The 17,915-nt window shown below is 34.5% G+C and carries 13 protein-coding genes; 7 read left to right on the top strand and 6 right to left on the bottom strand.

Translation table 11 applies throughout. From position 1 onward, the window contains the following. Window positions 1-2 precede the first annotated feature (2 nt). Both ABW636_RS10080 and ABW636_RS10075 read left to right on the top strand, forming a co-directional pair. Complete coding sequence (locus ABW636_RS10080; protein ID WP_367589849.1) at window positions 3-896, top strand: patatin-like phospholipase family protein; 894 nt, start codon at window positions 3-5, stop codon at window positions 894-896. Between the two features lies 1 nt (window position 897). Further along, complete coding sequence (locus ABW636_RS10075) at window positions 898-1,821, top strand: patatin-like phospholipase family protein (protein ID WP_367589886.1); 924 nt, start codon at window positions 898-900, stop codon at window positions 1,819-1,821. A gap of 6 nt (window positions 1,822-1,827) precedes the next feature. On the opposite strand, the gene ABW636_RS10070 is transcribed toward ABW636_RS10075, so the two are convergent. Further along, a complete protein-coding gene (locus tag ABW636_RS10070; protein WP_367589848.1) occupies window positions 1,828-3,456 on the bottom strand; it encodes an acyl-CoA carboxylase subunit beta in 1,629 nt (542 codons plus the stop codon). A gap of 407 nt (window positions 3,457-3,863) precedes the next feature. On the opposite strand from ABW636_RS10070, the gene ABW636_RS10065 reads away from it, so the two are divergent. The 3 genes from ABW636_RS10065 to ABW636_RS10055 are packed head-to-tail and all read left to right on the top strand — an operon-like array spanning window position 3,864 to window position 6,475. Next, a complete protein-coding gene (locus tag ABW636_RS10065) occupies window positions 3,864-4,040 on the top strand; it encodes a CAL67264 family membrane protein (RefSeq protein WP_229809227.1) in 177 nt (58 codons plus the stop codon). 50 nt (window positions 4,041-4,090) lie between these two features. Then, entirely contained in the window at window positions 4,091-5,782 is a 1,692-nt protein-coding gene (ettA, locus tag ABW636_RS10060; protein WP_367589847.1) for an energy-dependent translational throttle protein EttA, read from the top strand. Continuing rightward, on the top strand, window positions 5,783-6,475 hold the full coding sequence (locus ABW636_RS10055; protein WP_367589846.1) for an HAD family hydrolase: 693 nt from the start codon (window positions 5,783-5,785) through the stop codon (window positions 6,473-6,475). Window positions 6,476-6,495: 20 nt separating this feature from the next. Here ABW636_RS10055 and ABW636_RS10050 read toward each other — a convergent pair whose 3' ends face one another. From ABW636_RS10050 to ABW636_RS10030, 5 genes are all read right to left on the bottom strand, one after another. Beyond that, window positions 6,496-7,641 carry a serine hydrolase domain-containing protein gene (locus tag ABW636_RS10050; protein WP_367589845.1) on the bottom strand — a complete coding sequence of 382 codons (1,146 nt, stop codon included), beginning with the start codon at window positions 7,639-7,641 and terminating at the stop codon, window positions 6,496-6,498. After that, window positions 7,638-8,579 (bottom strand): HTTM domain-containing protein, encoded by a 942-nt coding sequence (locus ABW636_RS10045; RefSeq protein ID WP_367589844.1) that lies wholly within the window; start codon window positions 8,577-8,579, stop codon window positions 7,638-7,640. The genes ABW636_RS10050 and ABW636_RS10045 overlap by 4 nt, the downstream gene beginning before the upstream one ends. Beyond that, the gene (locus tag ABW636_RS10040; protein WP_367589842.1) at window positions 8,576-9,235 is read right to left on the bottom strand and encodes a hypothetical protein; all 660 of its coding nucleotides are present in this window, start codon (window positions 9,233-9,235) and stop codon (window positions 8,576-8,578) included. The genes ABW636_RS10045 and ABW636_RS10040 overlap by 4 nt, the downstream gene beginning before the upstream one ends. An 80-nt stretch (window positions 9,236-9,315) precedes the next feature. Further along, entirely contained in the window at window positions 9,316-9,684 is a 369-nt protein-coding gene (locus ABW636_RS10035; protein WP_367589841.1) for a hypothetical protein, read from the bottom strand. A gap of 278 nt (window positions 9,685-9,962) precedes the next feature. Further along, window positions 9,963-10,559, bottom strand: coding sequence for a pseudouridine synthase (locus ABW636_RS10030; RefSeq protein ID WP_367589840.1), 597 nt, complete (start codon window positions 10,557-10,559; stop codon window positions 9,963-9,965). A gap of 186 nt (window positions 10,560-10,745) precedes the next feature. Here ABW636_RS10030 and ABW636_RS10025 point away from each other — a divergent pair, with 186 nt between their 5' ends. Continuing rightward, the gene (locus ABW636_RS10025) at window positions 10,746-14,012 is read left to right on the top strand and encodes a S8 family serine peptidase (protein WP_367589839.1); all 3,267 of its coding nucleotides are present in this window, start codon (window positions 10,746-10,748) and stop codon (window positions 14,010-14,012) included. A gap of 305 nt (window positions 14,013-14,317) precedes the next feature. Next, window positions 14,318-17,884 (top strand): S8 family serine peptidase, encoded by a 3,567-nt coding sequence (locus ABW636_RS10020; protein ID WP_367589838.1) that lies wholly within the window; start codon window positions 14,318-14,320, stop codon window positions 17,882-17,884. The last annotated feature ends 31 nt before the right edge of the window (window positions 17,885-17,915 follow it).

The following is a 17,915-nucleotide window of genomic DNA, read 5'->3' as shown; positions in this document are numbered from 1 at the left end:
ATATGCGCGCATTGGTAATTTCTGGAGGTGGAAGTAAAGGAGCTTTTGCAGGAGGAGTTGCACAATATTTAATTCAGGACTTAGGTAATCAATATGATATGTTTCTGGGAACTTCTACAGGAAGTCTCCTTGTTTCACATTTAGCACTGTCTAAAATAGAAGAAATTAAACAATTGTATACTTCTGTAAATCAGTCTTCAATTTTTAAAAGTTGCCCCTTTATTGTTAAAAAAAAGAAACGCTATACCAGTATTACAATCAATCATTTTAGTGTACTCTATAATTTATTAAAAGGAAATAAATCTTTTGGAGATAGCAGTAATCTTAGAAAGTTGATAGAAGAAGCAATTTCTGAAGATGATTTTAATACCTTAAAACATAATGATGCCGAAATTGTAATTACCGTTACCAATCTTTCGACTAATAAAGTAGAATATAAATCGTTAAAAGAATGTAGTTATCAGGATTTTTTGGATTGGATTTGGATATCATGTAATTATCCACCTTTTATGAGTTTGGTCCGAAAAAATCGATGCGATTATGTTGATGGTGGCTTAGGCTCTATGGTACCTATAGAAGAGGCTATTAAAAGAGGAGCCAAACATCTAGATGTGATTGTATTAGAAACCGAAGTAAATTATTTGAATAGAATGCCGACCAAAAACCCTTTTACTTTGATTACTAATATGGTAGATTTTATGATGGATAGGATTGAAAACCAAAACATTAGAATTGGTAAATTTAAAGCCAAAGAGCATGATGTAGCAATAGATTTATATTACACACCTACAGTACTCACAACTAATTCATTAATTTTTGACAAAGAAAAAATGACTGAATGGTGGGCAAAGGGATATACGTTTGCGAAAAAGAAAAACAGGTCTAATCCATTATAATATGAGAGCATTGGTAATTTCGGGAGGAGGAAGTAAAGGAGCCTATGCTGGTGGTGTTGCGCAATACCTTATTAAGGAACAAGGTAAAAAATATGATCTCTTTTTGGGCACTTCTACAGGTAGCCTTTTGATTCCTCAATTGGCCTTAGGAAATATAGATAAAATGCATGATATCTATACCAATGTAAACCAGCATACTATTTTTAATGTTAATCCCTTTGTAGTACGAAGAAAAGGAAATAGGGAGTTTGTATCGATTAACTTTTTTTCTTCGCTATGGCAATTTATTAAAAGAAAGAGAACTTTTGGAGAAAGTAAAAACCTGAGAAGAACCATACGCAGAAATTTTTCTGAAGCAGAGTTTAGATTGGCTCGTAGAAAAGTTGATGATATCGTAGTTACAGTTTCTAATCTTACAAAAAACAGAACAGAATATAAGTCTATTAATGATTTTTCTTATGAAGACTTCTGCGATTGGATTTGGATGTCATGTAATTATGTGCCCTTTATGAGTTTGGTTACCAAGGGTGGATGCGAATATGCAGATGGAGGATTTGGTTGCATGGTTCCAATACGAGAAGCTATAAGAAGAGGTGCTACAGAAGTTGATGCTATTATTCTCGAATCCGAAAACATGGAACATAATAAGATTTTAGGCAAAAACCCATTTTCTTTGATGGTGAATTTATATGGCTTTGTTTTGGATCAGGTAGAAAGACATGATACGTTATTGGGTAAATTTGCAGCTATTAACAAAGATGTTTCATTAAACCTATATTATACACCGTCTAAGCTTACAGAAAACTCATTGATTTTTGACAAAAAACTAATGCGTAATTGGTGGAAACAGGGGTATGCATATGCCGAACAAAAACATAAACTAGCAGAAGAAAATAAATTAAAAGATTTAGATACTTCTGGGTAATATTTCTTACACTTGTATAACTCCTAAATTGAATTTCTTTTCTATAGGAGCATGATTTGCAGCTTCTATTCCCATAGATATCCATTTCCTAGTATCCAAGGGGTCTATGATAGCATCGGTCCATAATCGTGCAGCGGCATAATACGGAGAGGTTTGCGAATCATACTTACCCTTAATTTTGTCAAATAATGCCTTCTCTTCTTCTGTAGATAATTCTTCCCCTTTTTTCTTTAAAGAAGCCGTTTCAATTTGTAATAACACCTTGGCAGCTTGTGTTCCTCCCATAACCGCTAATTCGGCACTTGGCCATGCAACAATTAACCTAGGATCATACGCCTTACCGCACATTGCATAATTACCAGCACCATAAGAATTTCCTGTAATGATAGTAAACTTAGGAACTACACTATTACTTACCGCATTTACCATTTTTGCACCATCTTTTATAATACCACCATGTTCACTTTTACTTCCAACCATAAAGCCCGTTACATCCTGCAAAAACACTAATGGAATTTTCTTTTGATTACAGTTTGCAATAAAGCGGGTTGCTTTATCTGCCGAATCAGAATAGATTACACCACCAAATTGCATTTCTCCTTTCTTGGTCTTTACAATTTTACGTTGATTAGCAACTATGCCAACCGCCCATCCATCAATGCGAGCATATCCGGTGATGATAGTTTGACCATATCCAGCTTTATACTCATCAAAATCAGAGTTGTCAACAAGTCTGGATATAATTTCCATAACGTCATATTGCTCATTACGAGCTTTGGGCAAAATACCGTAGATTTCAACGGGATTCTGTTTAGGAAGAGATGGTTTGTTACGATTAAATCCTGCTTTTTCAAAATTTCCAATTTTAGAAAATACATTTTTGATAGTATCTAACGCATCAGCATCATCTTTTGCCTTATAATCGGTTACTCCAGATATTTCACAATGTGTCGTGGCACCTCCTAGCGTTTCATTATCAATACTTTCTCCAATAGCGGCTTTAACAAGATAACTTCCAGCTAGAAATATACTTCCCGTTTTATCCACAATAAGTGCTTCATCGCTCATGATAGGTAAATAGGCACCTCCTGCTACACAACTTCCCATAACAGCAGAAATCTGAATGATTCCCATACTACTCATCACGGCATTGTTACGAAATATTCTTCCGAAATGTTCTTTGTCTGGAAAAATTTCATCTTGCATAGGTAAATATACCCCAGCACTATCTACTAAATAAATAATTGGTAGTTTATTCTCTATTGCCAATTCCTGGGCTCTCAGGTTTTTTTTACCAGTAATAGGAAACCAGGCACCAGCTTTTACTGTTGCATCATTAGCAACAACGATACATTGTTTACCACTTATATAGCCAATTTTTACAACTACACCACCACTGGGGCACCCGCCATGTTCTTCATACATACCTTCACCAGCAAACCCACCTATTTCGATACATTTGGCATCTTTATCCAAAAGATAATCGATTCTCTCTCTCGCAGTCATTTTTCCTTTTGCGTGAAGTTTGTCAATACGCTTTTGGCCTCCTCCTAGCTTTATTTTTGCGAACTTTTGACGTAATGTAGATACTAATAATTTGTTGTGATCTTCGTTTTTGTTGAAGTTGATATCCATGGGTGCTCGTTATTTGCACGAAAATACAAAAAACAGAACGTTTAAGAATAATGACAAAAAAATTAAACCTACTTTTTTTATGTCACTTAATGATACCCTTTTTATGTTATGATATCTTCTTTGGGAAACTTCTAAAATAATTTTTATAATGCAAGGGAGAGTTTCCAATTTTAACAGGTGTGTAAAGGAAGTTAAGGCTTTGTTTTCTTTACTATTGTAGCAGATTTAATACTTTACCGATAACCATTTGTAAAAAGTCATATACACAAATTCTAGTAGATTTTTTCTTTTAAGGTTTAACAACTCTTCAAAAATCTATGTTTTGACGATAAAATACCGATATTTGCACTTTCTTTTATATAAATGTACCTTTCTAAGGTGCTTAAATTAAATAATGATCTATGAAAATGAATAAAAACACTGTGCTGGCTTGGGCAACATTTATAATGATACTTGTTGGGTTGGCATTGATTGCATTAGGAGCATTTAGATATAGAGATGTATCTGGATATGGTTTTGCGGCCGTTGGGATTGGCTTTTTTGCAATTGCCTGGGTTTTTAATGCTTTAAAAGGTAGAGTATAACTCTTTAATATTTTAAAAAAACATATTAATACAAACAATTATTAGGGCTTATGTCAGACGATAAAAAAGTGATCTTTTCGATGTCGGGAGTGAGTAAAACGTATAAAAGTGCGAATACTCCTGTTCTTAAAAATATATATCTAAGTTTTTTTTACGGAGCAAAAATAGGAATTTTAGGACTTAATGGTTCTGGTAAATCTACTTTGCTAAAAATTATTGCTGGTGTTGATAAGAACTATCAAGGCGATGTTGTTTTTGCACCTGGTTATACAGTAGGTATGCTAGAACAAGAGCCTAAATTAGATCCAGAAAAAACAGTACTAGAAGTTGTTAAGGAAGGAGTAGCAGAAACGGTTGCTGTTTTAGATGAGTATAATAAGATTAATGATATGTTTGGCTTACCAGAAGTTTATGAAAACCCTGATAAAATGCAGGAGCTGATGGATAAGCAAGCTAATTTACAGGATCAAATCGATGCAAGTAATGCATGGGAATTGGATACCAAATTAGAGATTGCAATGGATGCATTGCGTACTCCTGATTCTGATAAGAAAGTTGGAGTATTATCTGGGGGAGAAAAAAGAAGGGTAGCATTGTGTCGTCTTTTATTACAAGAACCAGATGTATTATTACTAGATGAGCCTACCAACCATTTGGATGCAGAATCAGTACATTGGTTAGAGCATCACTTACAACAATACAAAGGAACGGTGATAGCTGTAACGCATGATCGTTACTTTTTGGATAACGCAGCAGGTTGGATATTAGAACTGGATAGAGGTGAGGGAATTCCGTGGAAAGGAAATTACTCATCATGGTTAGATCAAAAGGCTAAACGATTGGCACAAGAGCAAAAGCAAGCTTCTAAACGCCAAAAAACATTAGAGAGAGAGTTAGAATGGGTTCGTATGGCTCCAAAAGGAAGACAAGCGAAACAAAAAGCTCGTTTGAGTAACTACGATAAGCTAATGAGTCAAGATCAAAAGCAGGTAGATGAAAAACTAGAGATTTATATTCCGAATGGACCAAGACTTGGAGTTAATGTTATTGAAGCCTCTGGTGTAAATAAAGCTTTTGATGATAAATTACTCTATGAAGATTTAAACTTTAAACTTCCTCAGGCTGGTATTGTTGGAGTTATTGGACCGAATGGTGCTGGTAAAACAACTATTTTTAAAATGATCATGGGCGAAGAACAGCCTGATAAAGGTAATTTTGATGTTGGTGAAACAGCTAAAATTGCGTATGTAGATCAAAGTCATAGTAATATTGATCCCGAGAAAACCATCTGGCAAAATTTTAGCGATGAACAGGATATGGTTATGATGGGGGGTAGACAAGTGAATTCTAGAGCCTATTTAAGTCGTTTTAACTTTAGCGGAAGCGAACAAAATAAAAAAGTTGCTACACTATCAGGAGGAGAGCGTAACCGTTTGCACCTGGCAATGACACTTAAAGAAGAAGGAAACGTATTATTACTTGATGAGCCTACCAATGATCTTGATGTAAATACCTTAAGAGCATTAGAAGAAGGGTTAGAGAATTTTGCAGGATGTGCAGTAGTTATTTCTCACGATAGATGGTTTCTGGATAGAATCTGTACACACATTTTGGCTTTTGAAGGAGATTCTCAGGTATATTTCTTCGAGGGTAGTTTCTCTGATTATGAAGAAAATAAAAAGAAACGTTTGGGTGGTGATTTGATGCCAAAACGAATTAAATACAAAAAATTAGTTCGCTAGATGCCCTTATCAAAAATAAAGGTTATTGCATTTGATGCAGATGATACGTTGTGGGTAAACGAACCCTTTTTTAGAAAAGCGGAAGATGAGTTTTGTGACCTCTTGCAAGAATATATGTCTAAAGAAGAGGCAAATAAGTTACTCTTTGATATCGAGATGCAAAACTTACCTTTGTATGGATATGGTATCAAGCCTTTTACACTTTCATTAATAGAAGCGGCTATCATTATATCAAAAGGAGATATGAAGATAGATTTGGTTCAAAAATTGATTGAGAAAGGTAAAACAATGCTTTTAGAACCGATAGAATTAATTGATGGGATAGCAAAAACATTAGAAGAGCTATCCAAAAAGTATCGATTAGTAATGGCAACCAAAGGAGATTTACTTGATCAAGAACGCAAATTAATTGCATCTGGTTTAGAAAAGTATTTTCATCACATAGAAATCGTTTCTGATAAAACAGAAAAACAATATAAAAAACTTGTAAAACATCTGGATATTACACCTCAAGAATTTTTGATGGTTGGAAACTCATTAAAATCAGATGTTTTACCAGTTTTAAATATTGGTGGTCATGCTTTTCATATTCCGTTTCATACCACTTGGGTACACGAAATGATTGATGAAGAGATTACACATTCAAATTTTAGAAGTTTTTCGAAAGCTAGTGAGCTATTGCAAGTTTTATAGTACTTATAAGTAAAAAATACCTAAGGGATAGCATTGTTTTTTATAGGTATGATATTGGGTAGTATTGTATTTAAAACCTTATCAAATCTGGTATTAGATGAATTATCTAATAAAACAAAACAAGTTTTTTGCCTGGTATTTCTTAGTATAAAGGCATTATAAGCAAGCCATTGCCCGTTATGCCATACATTATCACCATCAATAACCCATCCAAATCCATAATTGGATGGGTTTTGAGTGTTTAATTGTGGCAGCGTAAACGCTTCTTGCATTTCCAGAGGAGTTAGAATAGGGTTATTATACCATATTTTATCCCATGCTACTAAATCCTGTATCGATGAAAAAATACCACCATCTCCAGCTACACCATCTATCCAATTGGGTTCTATTGTTACAGGATTACTCTTTAGGAAGGCCTCAAAACCCATGGTAATAGTATCAGGATCTCTACTGTGTTTAGAGCACAAGTTCCATACTCGGGTTTGTTTTAATTGCAAAGGAATAAAAACATATTCTTGCATATACTCTTCAAAAGACATGTTTGTTACAACTTCTATAATTCGTGCCAATACAATATAATTGCTATTGTTATAAAAATACTGGTGAAGGGGAGCATTGGTATTACTATTGATATTAGAACATAAAAGATCTACTGCGTCTTTGTTACTTAGAATGTATTCTTTATTTCTTTTTTTTCGTTTAGCTAGTTTGATATAATCTACCTTAATACCCGATGTATGATTTAATAAATGGCGTATAGTCACTTGGGGGTATCCAAAGTCAGCAATATATTTAGTCGCCAGATCGTCATAATCAACCTGATACTTTTTTTTAAGTACCATGATGCCAAATGCAGTAAACTGCTTGGATACAGAGGCAAGTCTAAAAACAGATTGTGTGGTTAGTTTTTCATCTTTTTTACTCGAAGTGTAACCATACGCATTTGCTAATTTTATAGTGCCATTTTTCGAATAAAGAATAGCACCGTTAAATTTTTGTTTATCAGATAAGTATTGTAACCAATCTGATATATCGTTTATGGTTTGTTCTTCATTGTCTATAGCATTTATTGCTAATTTTGGCAGACTATTTTCATAGATCCAAATACCCCATATTACTAATGAAATGAATAAGATTACGCCAAGTAAAATTAAAAATATGGTCATTTAGAGGTTGCCGGGTTAGTTTTTATAATAGCATTTAACCGCAGTTTATATCTCGAAACAAAATTCATTGTTTTGGAAACTATAGTTTGCCATTCTTTGTTGGTTAAGAAAAAACCTTGTAACAGTACAAATATAATCTGAAAATCGTATAACATCATAAATAAACCAATACCCATATGCAACGATATAGCCAGTATGATCATTACATTTCTGGTTTTTTTAAACCATATCCAAAATGGAAATATAAGTTCAATAAGAATGGTACCATAAGTGGAAAGCGTAACAAAAAAACCATTTTTTATTAGAGCAAGATTTAACCCTGTACCCCTAAAACGCTCTGATCCTAATATATAATAAGTAGCAACACCATTAAACCATACCTCTGAGTTAATCTTGTGCATGGCAGATACAAAATAAATTAAGCATAAGTGTATGCAAATAGAGTACCCTGCAACATTAGAAAGAAAATTCCCAAGTTTTTTGCTTTCTTCATTTTTGTAGGAAATGGGTTTGTTACTAAATCTTGAGTAAGAATCTATAAAAACGAAATATAGAATTACAAACTTAATAATATTATCACCTCCATTAAGAGTTAACCAAGCCATATTTTGCATTAACTCGACACAAAAAAACAGGGTTAGTGCAGTAAAACGCTTTCCTATACCAAACAAGAACAAAACAATTAATGCAATATACAAGAGTAGAAAGATGTAGAAGTTATCTCGCAAAAGATCAGAACTAATATTAAAATATTCTAATAACGGTAATGGTTCTGACACAAGAAATGATTTACCGGTATATAATAAATCGGTAAATCCATAGGTTACAATAATATCTTTTATTAGGTATAGGCAAATAAACACTCTAAAAAAGGGTGCATAATAGCCAAATCTATTTTCTGTGCTTAGGTCGTCGATTATTTTGTTGAATGTATTCATCGTGAGCTTAGTGTAAATTGATCGCTTTTAAATATCAAACTTTCATTATATAAGTTTTCCTTGCCAAGTTCTTTGCGATCTGCAAATTTTGGCATTTTTATCTGTGCCATTTCTATGGTGATGTAGTAATCATCAATGTTAAGACGATTTGTTTTAGCAATAAAAAAAGAATAGTTTTTTAAGGTTTTGAAATACGAAGTTTCTTGAATGAATCGTTTTCCTCGAGCTATTTTTTCTTTATAATTAGCCTGGTCTTTGTCAATTTTATTGACATCGGCTTGATAGTCTATAGCTTCATTAACAGCAATTAGCCCGTCGTTAATACTGTGCATAGTGCTTGATAAAACATAATCCAATATATCTTCTCCAGAATTAAATGGAGCATTGTCCGACTTCATATGCTGTAAAGGTGCCATTACTTCAAAAGTGTATTTTTTTGTAGCATCATTTTTATTTTGAAATGTATAGTATAGGCGATCGTTATATTTGGGAGGAGGTGCAAAAAAGCCCCATTTTTGATATAAGAACGTATTAAAAATTTTTTCTCCTTCAAGAAAAGAAATATTGATATAATTATTTGGACTTACAAAAACTAGTGTGAAACCCCAGTAAAATACAAATACAATGAGTACTACATATGAAAGTATTTTTCTCATAAGTAAATAGATATAAAATCAGGCAAATGTTGCAAAATGATGACATTTGCCTGATAAAAATTAATAAATAAGGAAGATTTTTAACCTAAAGAACGAACTTTTTGTTTCTTATACTCTGCAATGTTCTTTAAGTAATTCTCTTTGTGTTGCTCTACAGTACCAATCGCGAAGATGGTCCATGTAGAAGCTTGACGAGTGACTTCTCTAATTCCTGGTAGTTGTACTCTGGCTACCTCTCTGGTATAAGCAATTGCTCTTCTGGTAGCTCTAACAGTAAGCCTTAAAGTTGCTCTAAGTACTTGTGCTTGATCTGGAGATTCATTTTCTGCAGAGACATGGTTCACTGTGTAAGATGTACCATACAAATCCTCTCCTTTGTTGCTAAAACTCATAAAAATAAATGAAAAAGCTAGCAACCCAATTACCCCTAAGGTTTTGATATTTTTCATAATCAAGTGGTTTTAAGATTTAGTCTAAAATAATGATAATTAAGGTTTTAGTCGATATCGAAAATGTAAAAATATGGTTAAAATTATTATTGTGTAGAAAATACATCTAATACCGGTAATTGTGTTATGAGAATAGTATGTATTTGAAGAAGATACTTTTGAGTTAGATAATATTACCATTTTATGTATCAAAACAATATATAAGAATATGCTTTGGTAAGAAACAATTTACGTATAATCAACAGAGACTATATCTATACTTATCATATATAAGTAATTTATTCACATAATCCATCCCATTTTTTTACTTCGCCAGTAGTCATTTTATCTAAATAAATAGTTCCAATTCTAACTCTTACTAATCGCAGGGTTGGATATCCAACAGCAGAAGTCATTTTTCTTACTTGTCGAAATTTTCCTTCGGTTAGTGTTATCGCTACCCAACTAGTGGGACCATGTCTATCATCTCGTATTTTTTTGGATCGCGCTGGAAATATGGGAGACGTATTTAATTTTCTTGCATTACAAGGCAATGTCTGATATTTTTTTCCATCAAAACCAATTTCTACACCTTGTTTAAGTTTTTCGAGAGCTTCTTTAGTAATATCTCCGTTCACTTGTGCATAGTATTCTTTTTCAATTTTAGAACTGCAGATATAATTACTTAATTTTCCATCGGTAGTTAATAGCAATAACCCTTCCGATTTCTCATCTAATCGGCCAATAGCCATAGTGTTTTCTGGAAAATCATGAAGTTCTCCAAGAAGTTTTTTCGAATTCTTTTTCTGCCCGTTATTCACAAATTGACTTAAATAACCATATGGTTTATACATCATAAAGTGATAAAACTCCTTTTTTAGGTTGTTAATTTTCATGCAATTTCAATAAACTTCAAAAGTAAGTAAAAGGAATATTTATAAAAGAAAATGTATAAAAAAATAGCATACGGCTTTAAAAAAGAACTGCTTGTGTATTAGTTAATGTCATTGGGCTATTTTTTTTTGATAAGTAATTTGTTTTGATCATTTTATATGAACTTAACTTCACAAATTAACTTAATAATGAAAAAACAATATTACTCGATCGTTGTATTACTTTTACTTCTCTTAAATATTACTAATGTAGCGGCACAACAAAAATTTAAAACTAATAGTAAAGGACAGTATATTAATACAGTCTGTGTCAAATTTAAACCTGATCAAACATATAGATTGGATAAAGCGATGATGGCATCCAAAAATCAATCTAAAAAAGTAAAGTCAAAAGGTGATAGTTATGCCAAATTGGGAATTACCGGAGTGGATAGAATCGGAGAGCAACTTAAGGTTAACTCTTATCGAAGAGTTTTTCGTCCTGCCGGAAAACATGAAGCAAAGCATAGAGCACATGGATTACATCTTTGGTATCAGATAACCTATGATGCTTCTGTAACTACTCAAGATGCTATTAGACAATTCAAAAACTCGAACACCGTAGAGGTTGCCCATGAGTTATATGAGATTTCACCCATAGAAGAATCTGCCGTAATTACTAGTACTACTGCTACTGTTCAAAAATCTTCAGTTACGAATTTTATTACTACTGCTAATGACCCTATGTATACAGATCAATGGCACTATAACAATACAGGACAGAAGAATGGTACGGTAGGAAAGGATATACACCTAGAGGAAGCCTGGGAAATTGAAAAGGGAGACAATCGTGTTATTGTAGCAATACAAGACAGTGGTATTGATATTAATCATCCTGATTTAAAAGGAAATTTATGGGTTAATGAAGGAGAAATTCCTGGAAATGGTGTAGATGATGATAATAATGGATTTGTAGATGATATACATGGTTATAGCTTTTTAAATAATGGAAGCGGTACTATTCCTGCAGGAGATCATGGTACGCATGTGGCGGGTACCGTTGCTGCATCAACTAATAATGGTATTGGTGTTGCAGGTGTTGCAGGGGGTTCTGGTAATAATGATGGAGCGAAATTAATGGCTTGCGCCGTTATAGGAATAGGAACAAACGGTGGTGCAGAATCTTTTGTATATGCGGCTGATAACGGAGCGGTTATTTCTCAAAACAGTTATAGCTTTAGAGGATTTACAGATGAAGCCATAAACGTACACAAGGCTGCAGTAGACTATTTTATAGCAAATGCAGGTGGAGCAGGAAAGCCAATGCATGGTGGAATTGTATTTTTTTCTGCAGCCAATGATAACATAAATTTGGTTACTTACCCCAATACACATGAGGGTGTGGTGATGGTATCTGCTTTAAATAATAAAGATCAGAAGGCAAGTTACTCTAATTATGGTACTTGGGTAGATATTGCCGCACCAGGAGGAGGAGGGCAAGGAGGTGTTTTAAGTACAGTACCAGGAGAAAGCTACGGGTATAAGCAAGGAACCTCTATGGCTTGTCCTCATGTTTCTGGAGTAGCAGCTCTGGTAGTATCTAATAATTATGGAAATATTACTGCAAATCAATTAAGAAGAATACTAGAAGAAACCAGTGATCCAATAAATCATCTTAATCCGGGGTTCGAAAATCAATTAGGGAAAGGAAGAGTAAATGCATATAAAGCACTACAAGTAGGTAACGGAGAAGGAGTACCTCTTGGACTAAAAGTATCTAATATTACACAGAATAGTGCTTCTCTAAGTTGGAATGCGATTGCTGGAACACAGCAGTACACCATTCGATATAAGGAAGTATCCAATACTAACTGGACAACTGTTTCTTCAACTTCTACCACGATATCTTTGAATAACCTAGAAGAAGGAAAACACTATGAAATACAAGTAAAGACAGCTACATCACCTTACTCTTATGTACTTCAATTTACTACGGCTATAGGATCATTGTCTGCCCCTTCAGGAATTAGTTTTGCAGAGATTACTGAAACTAATGTTACCATAAATTGGAGTGCTACTTCAGGAGCTTCTGGGTATATTTTAGAGTATCAGGAAGAAGGAGCAACAGATTGGAATAGTTTACTGGTAGATCAAGGGACTCAGGTTCGTTTGTATGATTTTGTGCAAAAGACAACGTATAATGTTAGGGTAAAAGCTACCAATGCCAGCATTGAGTCCCAATTTTCTACTATAGCCTCATTTACTACCAAAGCTTCCATTTGTGGAGACATAGCACCTTGGAAACCGAGCCAATATAGAACCAAAGGAACACAAGTGGCCTATCAAGACGTTATTTATGAAAATCAATGGTGGGCAGAAGCTAATCATATTCCAGGTGTTCATGAAGTATGGCGTAAGGTTAGAGATTGTGGAGATCCCAACGAGAATCAGGCACCTACAGTAAATATTACTGCTCCCAATAATAATGCAATTATTGGGCAGTTAATATTATCATCGATTACGTTATCAGCCAATGCCAATGATGTCGATGGTACTATTGTATCCATTCGCTTTGAAGTTAATAATGTTGCATTACCAAGTGGTAATAATGTAAACTGGACTCCCGAAGCTTTTGGTACATATACTGTTAAAGTAACTGCTACAGATGATAAAGGGGCTACCGCAACAGATCAAATTAGTATCACAGTTTTTCAGGAAGATCAGACACCAACAACACCAACAGTAAATATTACCAACCCTACAAATGGTCAGGTTATCGAGCAAGAATCGTTAACAGCAATTGTTTTGACGGCTGTTGCCTCTGATCCTGATGGTACTATTGATAAAATACAATTTAGTGTAAATGATGTATTACTTCCTGAAGGAAATGATGTAAGCTGGCTTCCTTCTAATTATGGAAATCATGTGATTAAAGTGACAGTAACAGATAATAGTGGTGCTACAGCTACAGATCAGATAACTATTACCATAAAACAATTGATAACAGGAGGTGATTGTAACGGAGTTACTGCCTGGAATCCTGCTACTATTTATCCTTCGACAGGTGGCGTAAAAGTATCGCATAACGGAAACATATACCAAAATAAATGGTGGACACAAAATAACGAACCCGGTACAGGAGGATCATGGGGACCGTGGGAGCTTATAGGCCCTTGTTCTCTTACTGCATCAAAAGCATATAATGATCTGTTAAATGATAAAAATGATTCGTTTTTGATCGCTGTTAAAAATACCCAAATGCAAATTTTACTGCATCAAAAAGAAATAGGAGGTTTTGCATTTTCTTTATACGACCTACAAGGCAGGTATGTTCAGAAATTAAAGGAAGGATTTTTGTCAAAAGGACTACATTCATTAGATATAGATATCTCTGGTATAAATACAGGAATATATCTTGTCAAATTCGAATCCAAAGGTACGTATAGAACTACCAAAAAGGTGATCATAACAGAATGATACACCGTATGATCATGGTGATGATATTAGTAATTCAAAAAAAGCAAATATCGTTTTAATAAAGCTTAGTTAAGAATTACAAGGTATCTCTGATATTTTGTCCAAAAACAAAATTATATACTTTTTTGATTTAAAGGAACATATTAGGGATGCCAATATCGATACCATGATATCGTAGATAGATGTATTTAATTAAAATATAAGCGGTTATGTGGGTGTCTTGATTAATAGTTATTAGGGCGACATTTTATCGTACAATACACCAAAGTCATTTAAACAACATTAATTCTTAAAACTCACTATTGATGAAAAAAATACAATTGTTAACCACATTGCTGATGATTAGTATCACCTTGTTATCGTTTAGTAATGGATATTCTCAAAACAAAGTCAATAAAAAAGGGCAGTTTACCAGAGTATTTCATGTAAAGTTTAACTCGGATCAGGTAAATAAAATAGAAAGAGAACTGAACAGAAATGGGGTCAAAGTGGCTGGTAAGAGTGAGTATCTAAGAGCGCCGCTAAAAGATATTGATATTAGAAATAAGACTTTTAAAGCAAGATCGATTAAAAGGCTTTTTAGACACGCAGGAAAGCATGAAGCAAGACATAGAGCTTATGGATTACATCTTTGGTATGAAATTGAATATGATGGTGGCCAAGAGGTAGATCAAGTGGTAAAGGCATACAAAGAGGCTACCTCTGTAGAAATTGCAGAACCTGTATATGAGATCCAGTTTGCGGATAGCACTAATGAACCACAATCAACAATTCCGGTATTGATAGATTCAAAATATACCGATAATAATAGAAATTTGATAGGAACGCCAAATGATCCCAGGTATAGAGATCAGTGGCATTATAACAATACAGGACAATCTCCTGATGCAATATCAGGAAATGATATTAATCTTGAAAAAGCCTGGGAAATAGAAACAGGTGATAAGTCTGTTATTGTTGCTATAGAAGATACAGGTTTTGATGTTAACCATCCTGATTTAAAAGGTAATTTATGGGTAAATGAAGGTGAAATTCCCGGAAACGGAATTGACGATGATAATAATGGGTATGTAGATGATGTACATGGTTACAATTTTGCAGATGACACAGGAACAATTTCTGCAGGTAGTCATGGGACCCATGTAGCAGGGACTGTGGCAGCAGAAACCAATAATGGAGTAGGAGTAGCAGGGGTAGCTGGAGGATCAGGATCAGACGACGGAGTTCGGTTAATGGCAACTTCGATATTTGGATTGGATATAAAAGGAGCTGCAGAAGCGTTTATCTATGCTGCCGATAACGGAGCTGTTATTTCACAAAATAGTTGGGGGTATGGAGTGATAACCGCCACAATAAAAGAAGCAGATAAAGCTGCTATTGATTATTTTATTGCAAATGCTGGAGGTAATAATTCACCTATGAATGGCGGAATAGTAATTTTTGCAGCAGGAAATAATGGAATAGAAGGTAATTTTTTTCCAGGACGTTACGAGCCTATACTTTCAGTAGCGTCGTTAGCCAATTCGGGCAAAAAAGCAAGTTACTCTAATTATGGTACCTGGATTGATGTTGCAGCACCGGGAGGAGACCAAAATACTAGTGGTACTACAGCAGGAGTGCTAAGTACAATACCGGGAGGGTATGGATATCAACAGGGTACTTCTATGGCCTGCCCGCATGTATCTGGAGTTGCTGCCTTGGTGGCATCTAGATATAAAGGAAAACTATCTGCAACAGAATTAAAACAAATTATAGAGACTAATACAGATCCTGTAGATAATATAAACATGTCATATGCTGGTAAATTAGGTTCTGGTAGAATAAATGCCTTAAAAGCATTACAAGCCGGTGATGCATCAGTAGCTATACCTAAAGGTTTGTCTGTCTCTACTATAGGAGCTACCAGTGTGCAATTAAACTGGAATAAAGTAAATAATGCTTTACGCTATACCATTCGCTATAAAACTACAAATGGTAACTGGATAGAGCAAAATACCAGTAATACAACAATTAAGCTAGAGGGTTTACAAAAAAGTAGTAATTACGAAATACAGTTACGAGCAGAGAGTTTGACAAAAATGTCATCTTATACTTCTAGTGTTTCATTTACCACCTTGGATTTAGAAGTACCAAGAGCTATTAACGTTTCTTCTATTACAGATTCAAGTGCGATTGTTAACTGGAGCCCAACAGCGGGCGCTACCCAATACATGCTTCGATATAAAGAAACGACAGCTACTAATTGGACAAACGCTTCCGTAACAACCAACAATAGCATTACGCTATCAAACCTTGTATTTAATAGCTTTTATGAGGTACAAGTACAGGCCATAAACAATACAACATCGTCAATTTTTTCTGAATCTGTTTCTTTTTTGACCAAAGATAATGGAAGTGGTGGGTGTAACGGAATTGATGCTTGGGATAGTACAAAAGTATATAATGATGCCGGTACAAAAGTGGCATATCAGGGAGTGGTTTACCAAAATAAATGGTGGACACAAGGCAATATTCCGGGTACAACTTCGCATTGGGAGCAAATAGATACATGTAGTGATTCTGGTAACGTTCCTCCATCTGTACAAATTACTGAACCTAATAATAATCAGATTTTTGAGCAAGAGACCTTAACAGCAATACGTTTATCAGCAAATGCTACAGATAGTGATGGTACCATTAGTAAAATCCAATTCGAAGTTGATGGAACTCTATTACCTTCTGGAAATAATAGGAACTGGACTCCTACCGAGTTTAAAATATATACCATAAAAGTCACGGCTACCGATGATAAGGGGGACATTGCGACCGATGAGGTAAGAATAACGGTCAAACGTAAAGAAGATACCACTAATCAGAACCCTGTGGTTTCTATCTTGAATATTATAGATGGTCAAGTTATTGAGCAAGAGATGTTAGCTGCAATTCAACTATCTGCAGATGCAAAAGATCCTGATGGTACCATCGAGAAGATTCAGTTTGAGGTAAATGGTACAGCTTTGACATCGGGAAATAATGTTAACTGGTTACCCACAGCTTTTGGAGTCTATACGGTCAAGGTAACTGTTACCGATAATAAAGAGGCTACGGCCACTGCACAGGTTGGTATTACTGTTAGACAAACTTCAAGTAATCAACCTCCCTCAGTTTCTATATTGAATATTATAAATGGACAGGAGATAGAACAAGAGACACTTACTGCGATTACCTTATCGGCAAATGCAAGTGATCCAGACGGTACTATTTCAAGTATTCAGTTCGAAGTTAATGGAAGCGCTTTATCTTCAGGAAATAATAAAAGCTGGTTTCCTGTGGCTTTTGATACCTATACTATTAAAGTTACTGTTACCGACAATCAAGGGGCCGTTGCAACTCAACAAATTACAATTTCTATAAAAGAAAAGACTTCGGGAGGAGATTGTAATGGTGTCTCTGCCTGGAATCCATCAACCATTTACCCTTCGACAGGTGGGGTACAAGTATCGTATAACGGAAACATATACCATAACAAATGGTGGACTCAAAATAATGAGCCTGGTACAGGAGGATCATGGGGACCATGGGAGCTTATAGGGACTTGTTCTTCAGGTATTAAGAATGCAAAAATAGAAGGGAATGAAAGGGTGATTTCTGTTTTTCCTAATCCAGCCGTGAATTTTGTAGACATATTGATACATATGACATCAACGAGCCCCGTAAAAGTAGAGTTGTACACAATTACCGGACAATACTGTACTTCTTTAACTGCGAATAAAATAGATGCAAGAAATTATCATGTACGATGTGATCTAACTAATTTTTCAAATGGAATTTATTTTATAAAAATGAAATCCAAAGAAAAAGAAAGAACAGCAAAAATTATGATCAGAAAATAATAGACGAACATTAAAAGATAGTCTATGCTAT

Source organism: Aquimarina discodermiae, assembly GCF_040786235.1.
GTDB lineage: Bacteria > Bacteroidota > Bacteroidia > Flavobacteriales > Flavobacteriaceae > Aquimarina.
The sequence above is the reverse complement of the archived record's forward strand: the minus strand, read 5'-3'. Positions and strand labels throughout refer to the sequence as shown.

Bases quoted from the DNA above. Each gene is read 5' to 3' on its own strand.
- ABW636_RS10080 (WP_367589849.1), top strand. From the start codon at position 3: ATGCGCGCATTGGTAATTTCTGGAGGTGGAAGTAAAGGAGCTTTTGCA.
- ABW636_RS10075 (WP_367589886.1), top strand. From the start codon at position 898: ATGAGAGCATTGGTAATTTCGGGAGGAGGAAGTAAAGGAGCCTATGCT.
- ABW636_RS10070 (WP_367589848.1), bottom strand. From the start codon at position 3,456: ATGGATATCAACTTCAACAAAAACGAAGATCACAACAAATTATTAGTA.
- ABW636_RS10065 (WP_229809227.1), top strand. From the start codon at position 3,864: ATGAATAAAAACACTGTGCTGGCTTGGGCAACATTTATAATGATACTT.
- ettA (WP_367589847.1), top strand. From the start codon at position 4,091: ATGTCAGACGATAAAAAAGTGATCTTTTCGATGTCGGGAGTGAGTAAA.
- ABW636_RS10055 (WP_367589846.1), top strand. From the start codon at position 5,783: ATGCCCTTATCAAAAATAAAGGTTATTGCATTTGATGCAGATGATACG.
- ABW636_RS10050 (WP_367589845.1), bottom strand. From the start codon at position 7,641: ATGACCATATTTTTAATTTTACTTGGCGTAATCTTATTCATTTCATTA.
- ABW636_RS10045 (WP_367589844.1), bottom strand. From the start codon at position 8,579: ATGAATACATTCAACAAAATAATCGACGACCTAAGCACAGAAAATAGA.
- ABW636_RS10040 (WP_367589842.1), bottom strand. From the start codon at position 9,235: ATGAGAAAAATACTTTCATATGTAGTACTCATTGTATTTGTATTTTAC.
- ABW636_RS10035 (WP_367589841.1), bottom strand. From the start codon at position 9,684: ATGAAAAATATCAAAACCTTAGGGGTAATTGGGTTGCTAGCTTTTTCA.
- ABW636_RS10030 (WP_367589840.1), bottom strand. From the start codon at position 10,559: ATGAAAATTAACAACCTAAAAAAGGAGTTTTATCACTTTATGATGTAT.
- ABW636_RS10025 (WP_367589839.1), top strand. From the start codon at position 10,746: ATGAAAAAACAATATTACTCGATCGTTGTATTACTTTTACTTCTCTTA.
- ABW636_RS10020 (WP_367589838.1), top strand. From the start codon at position 14,318: ATGAAAAAAATACAATTGTTAACCACATTGCTGATGATTAGTATCACC.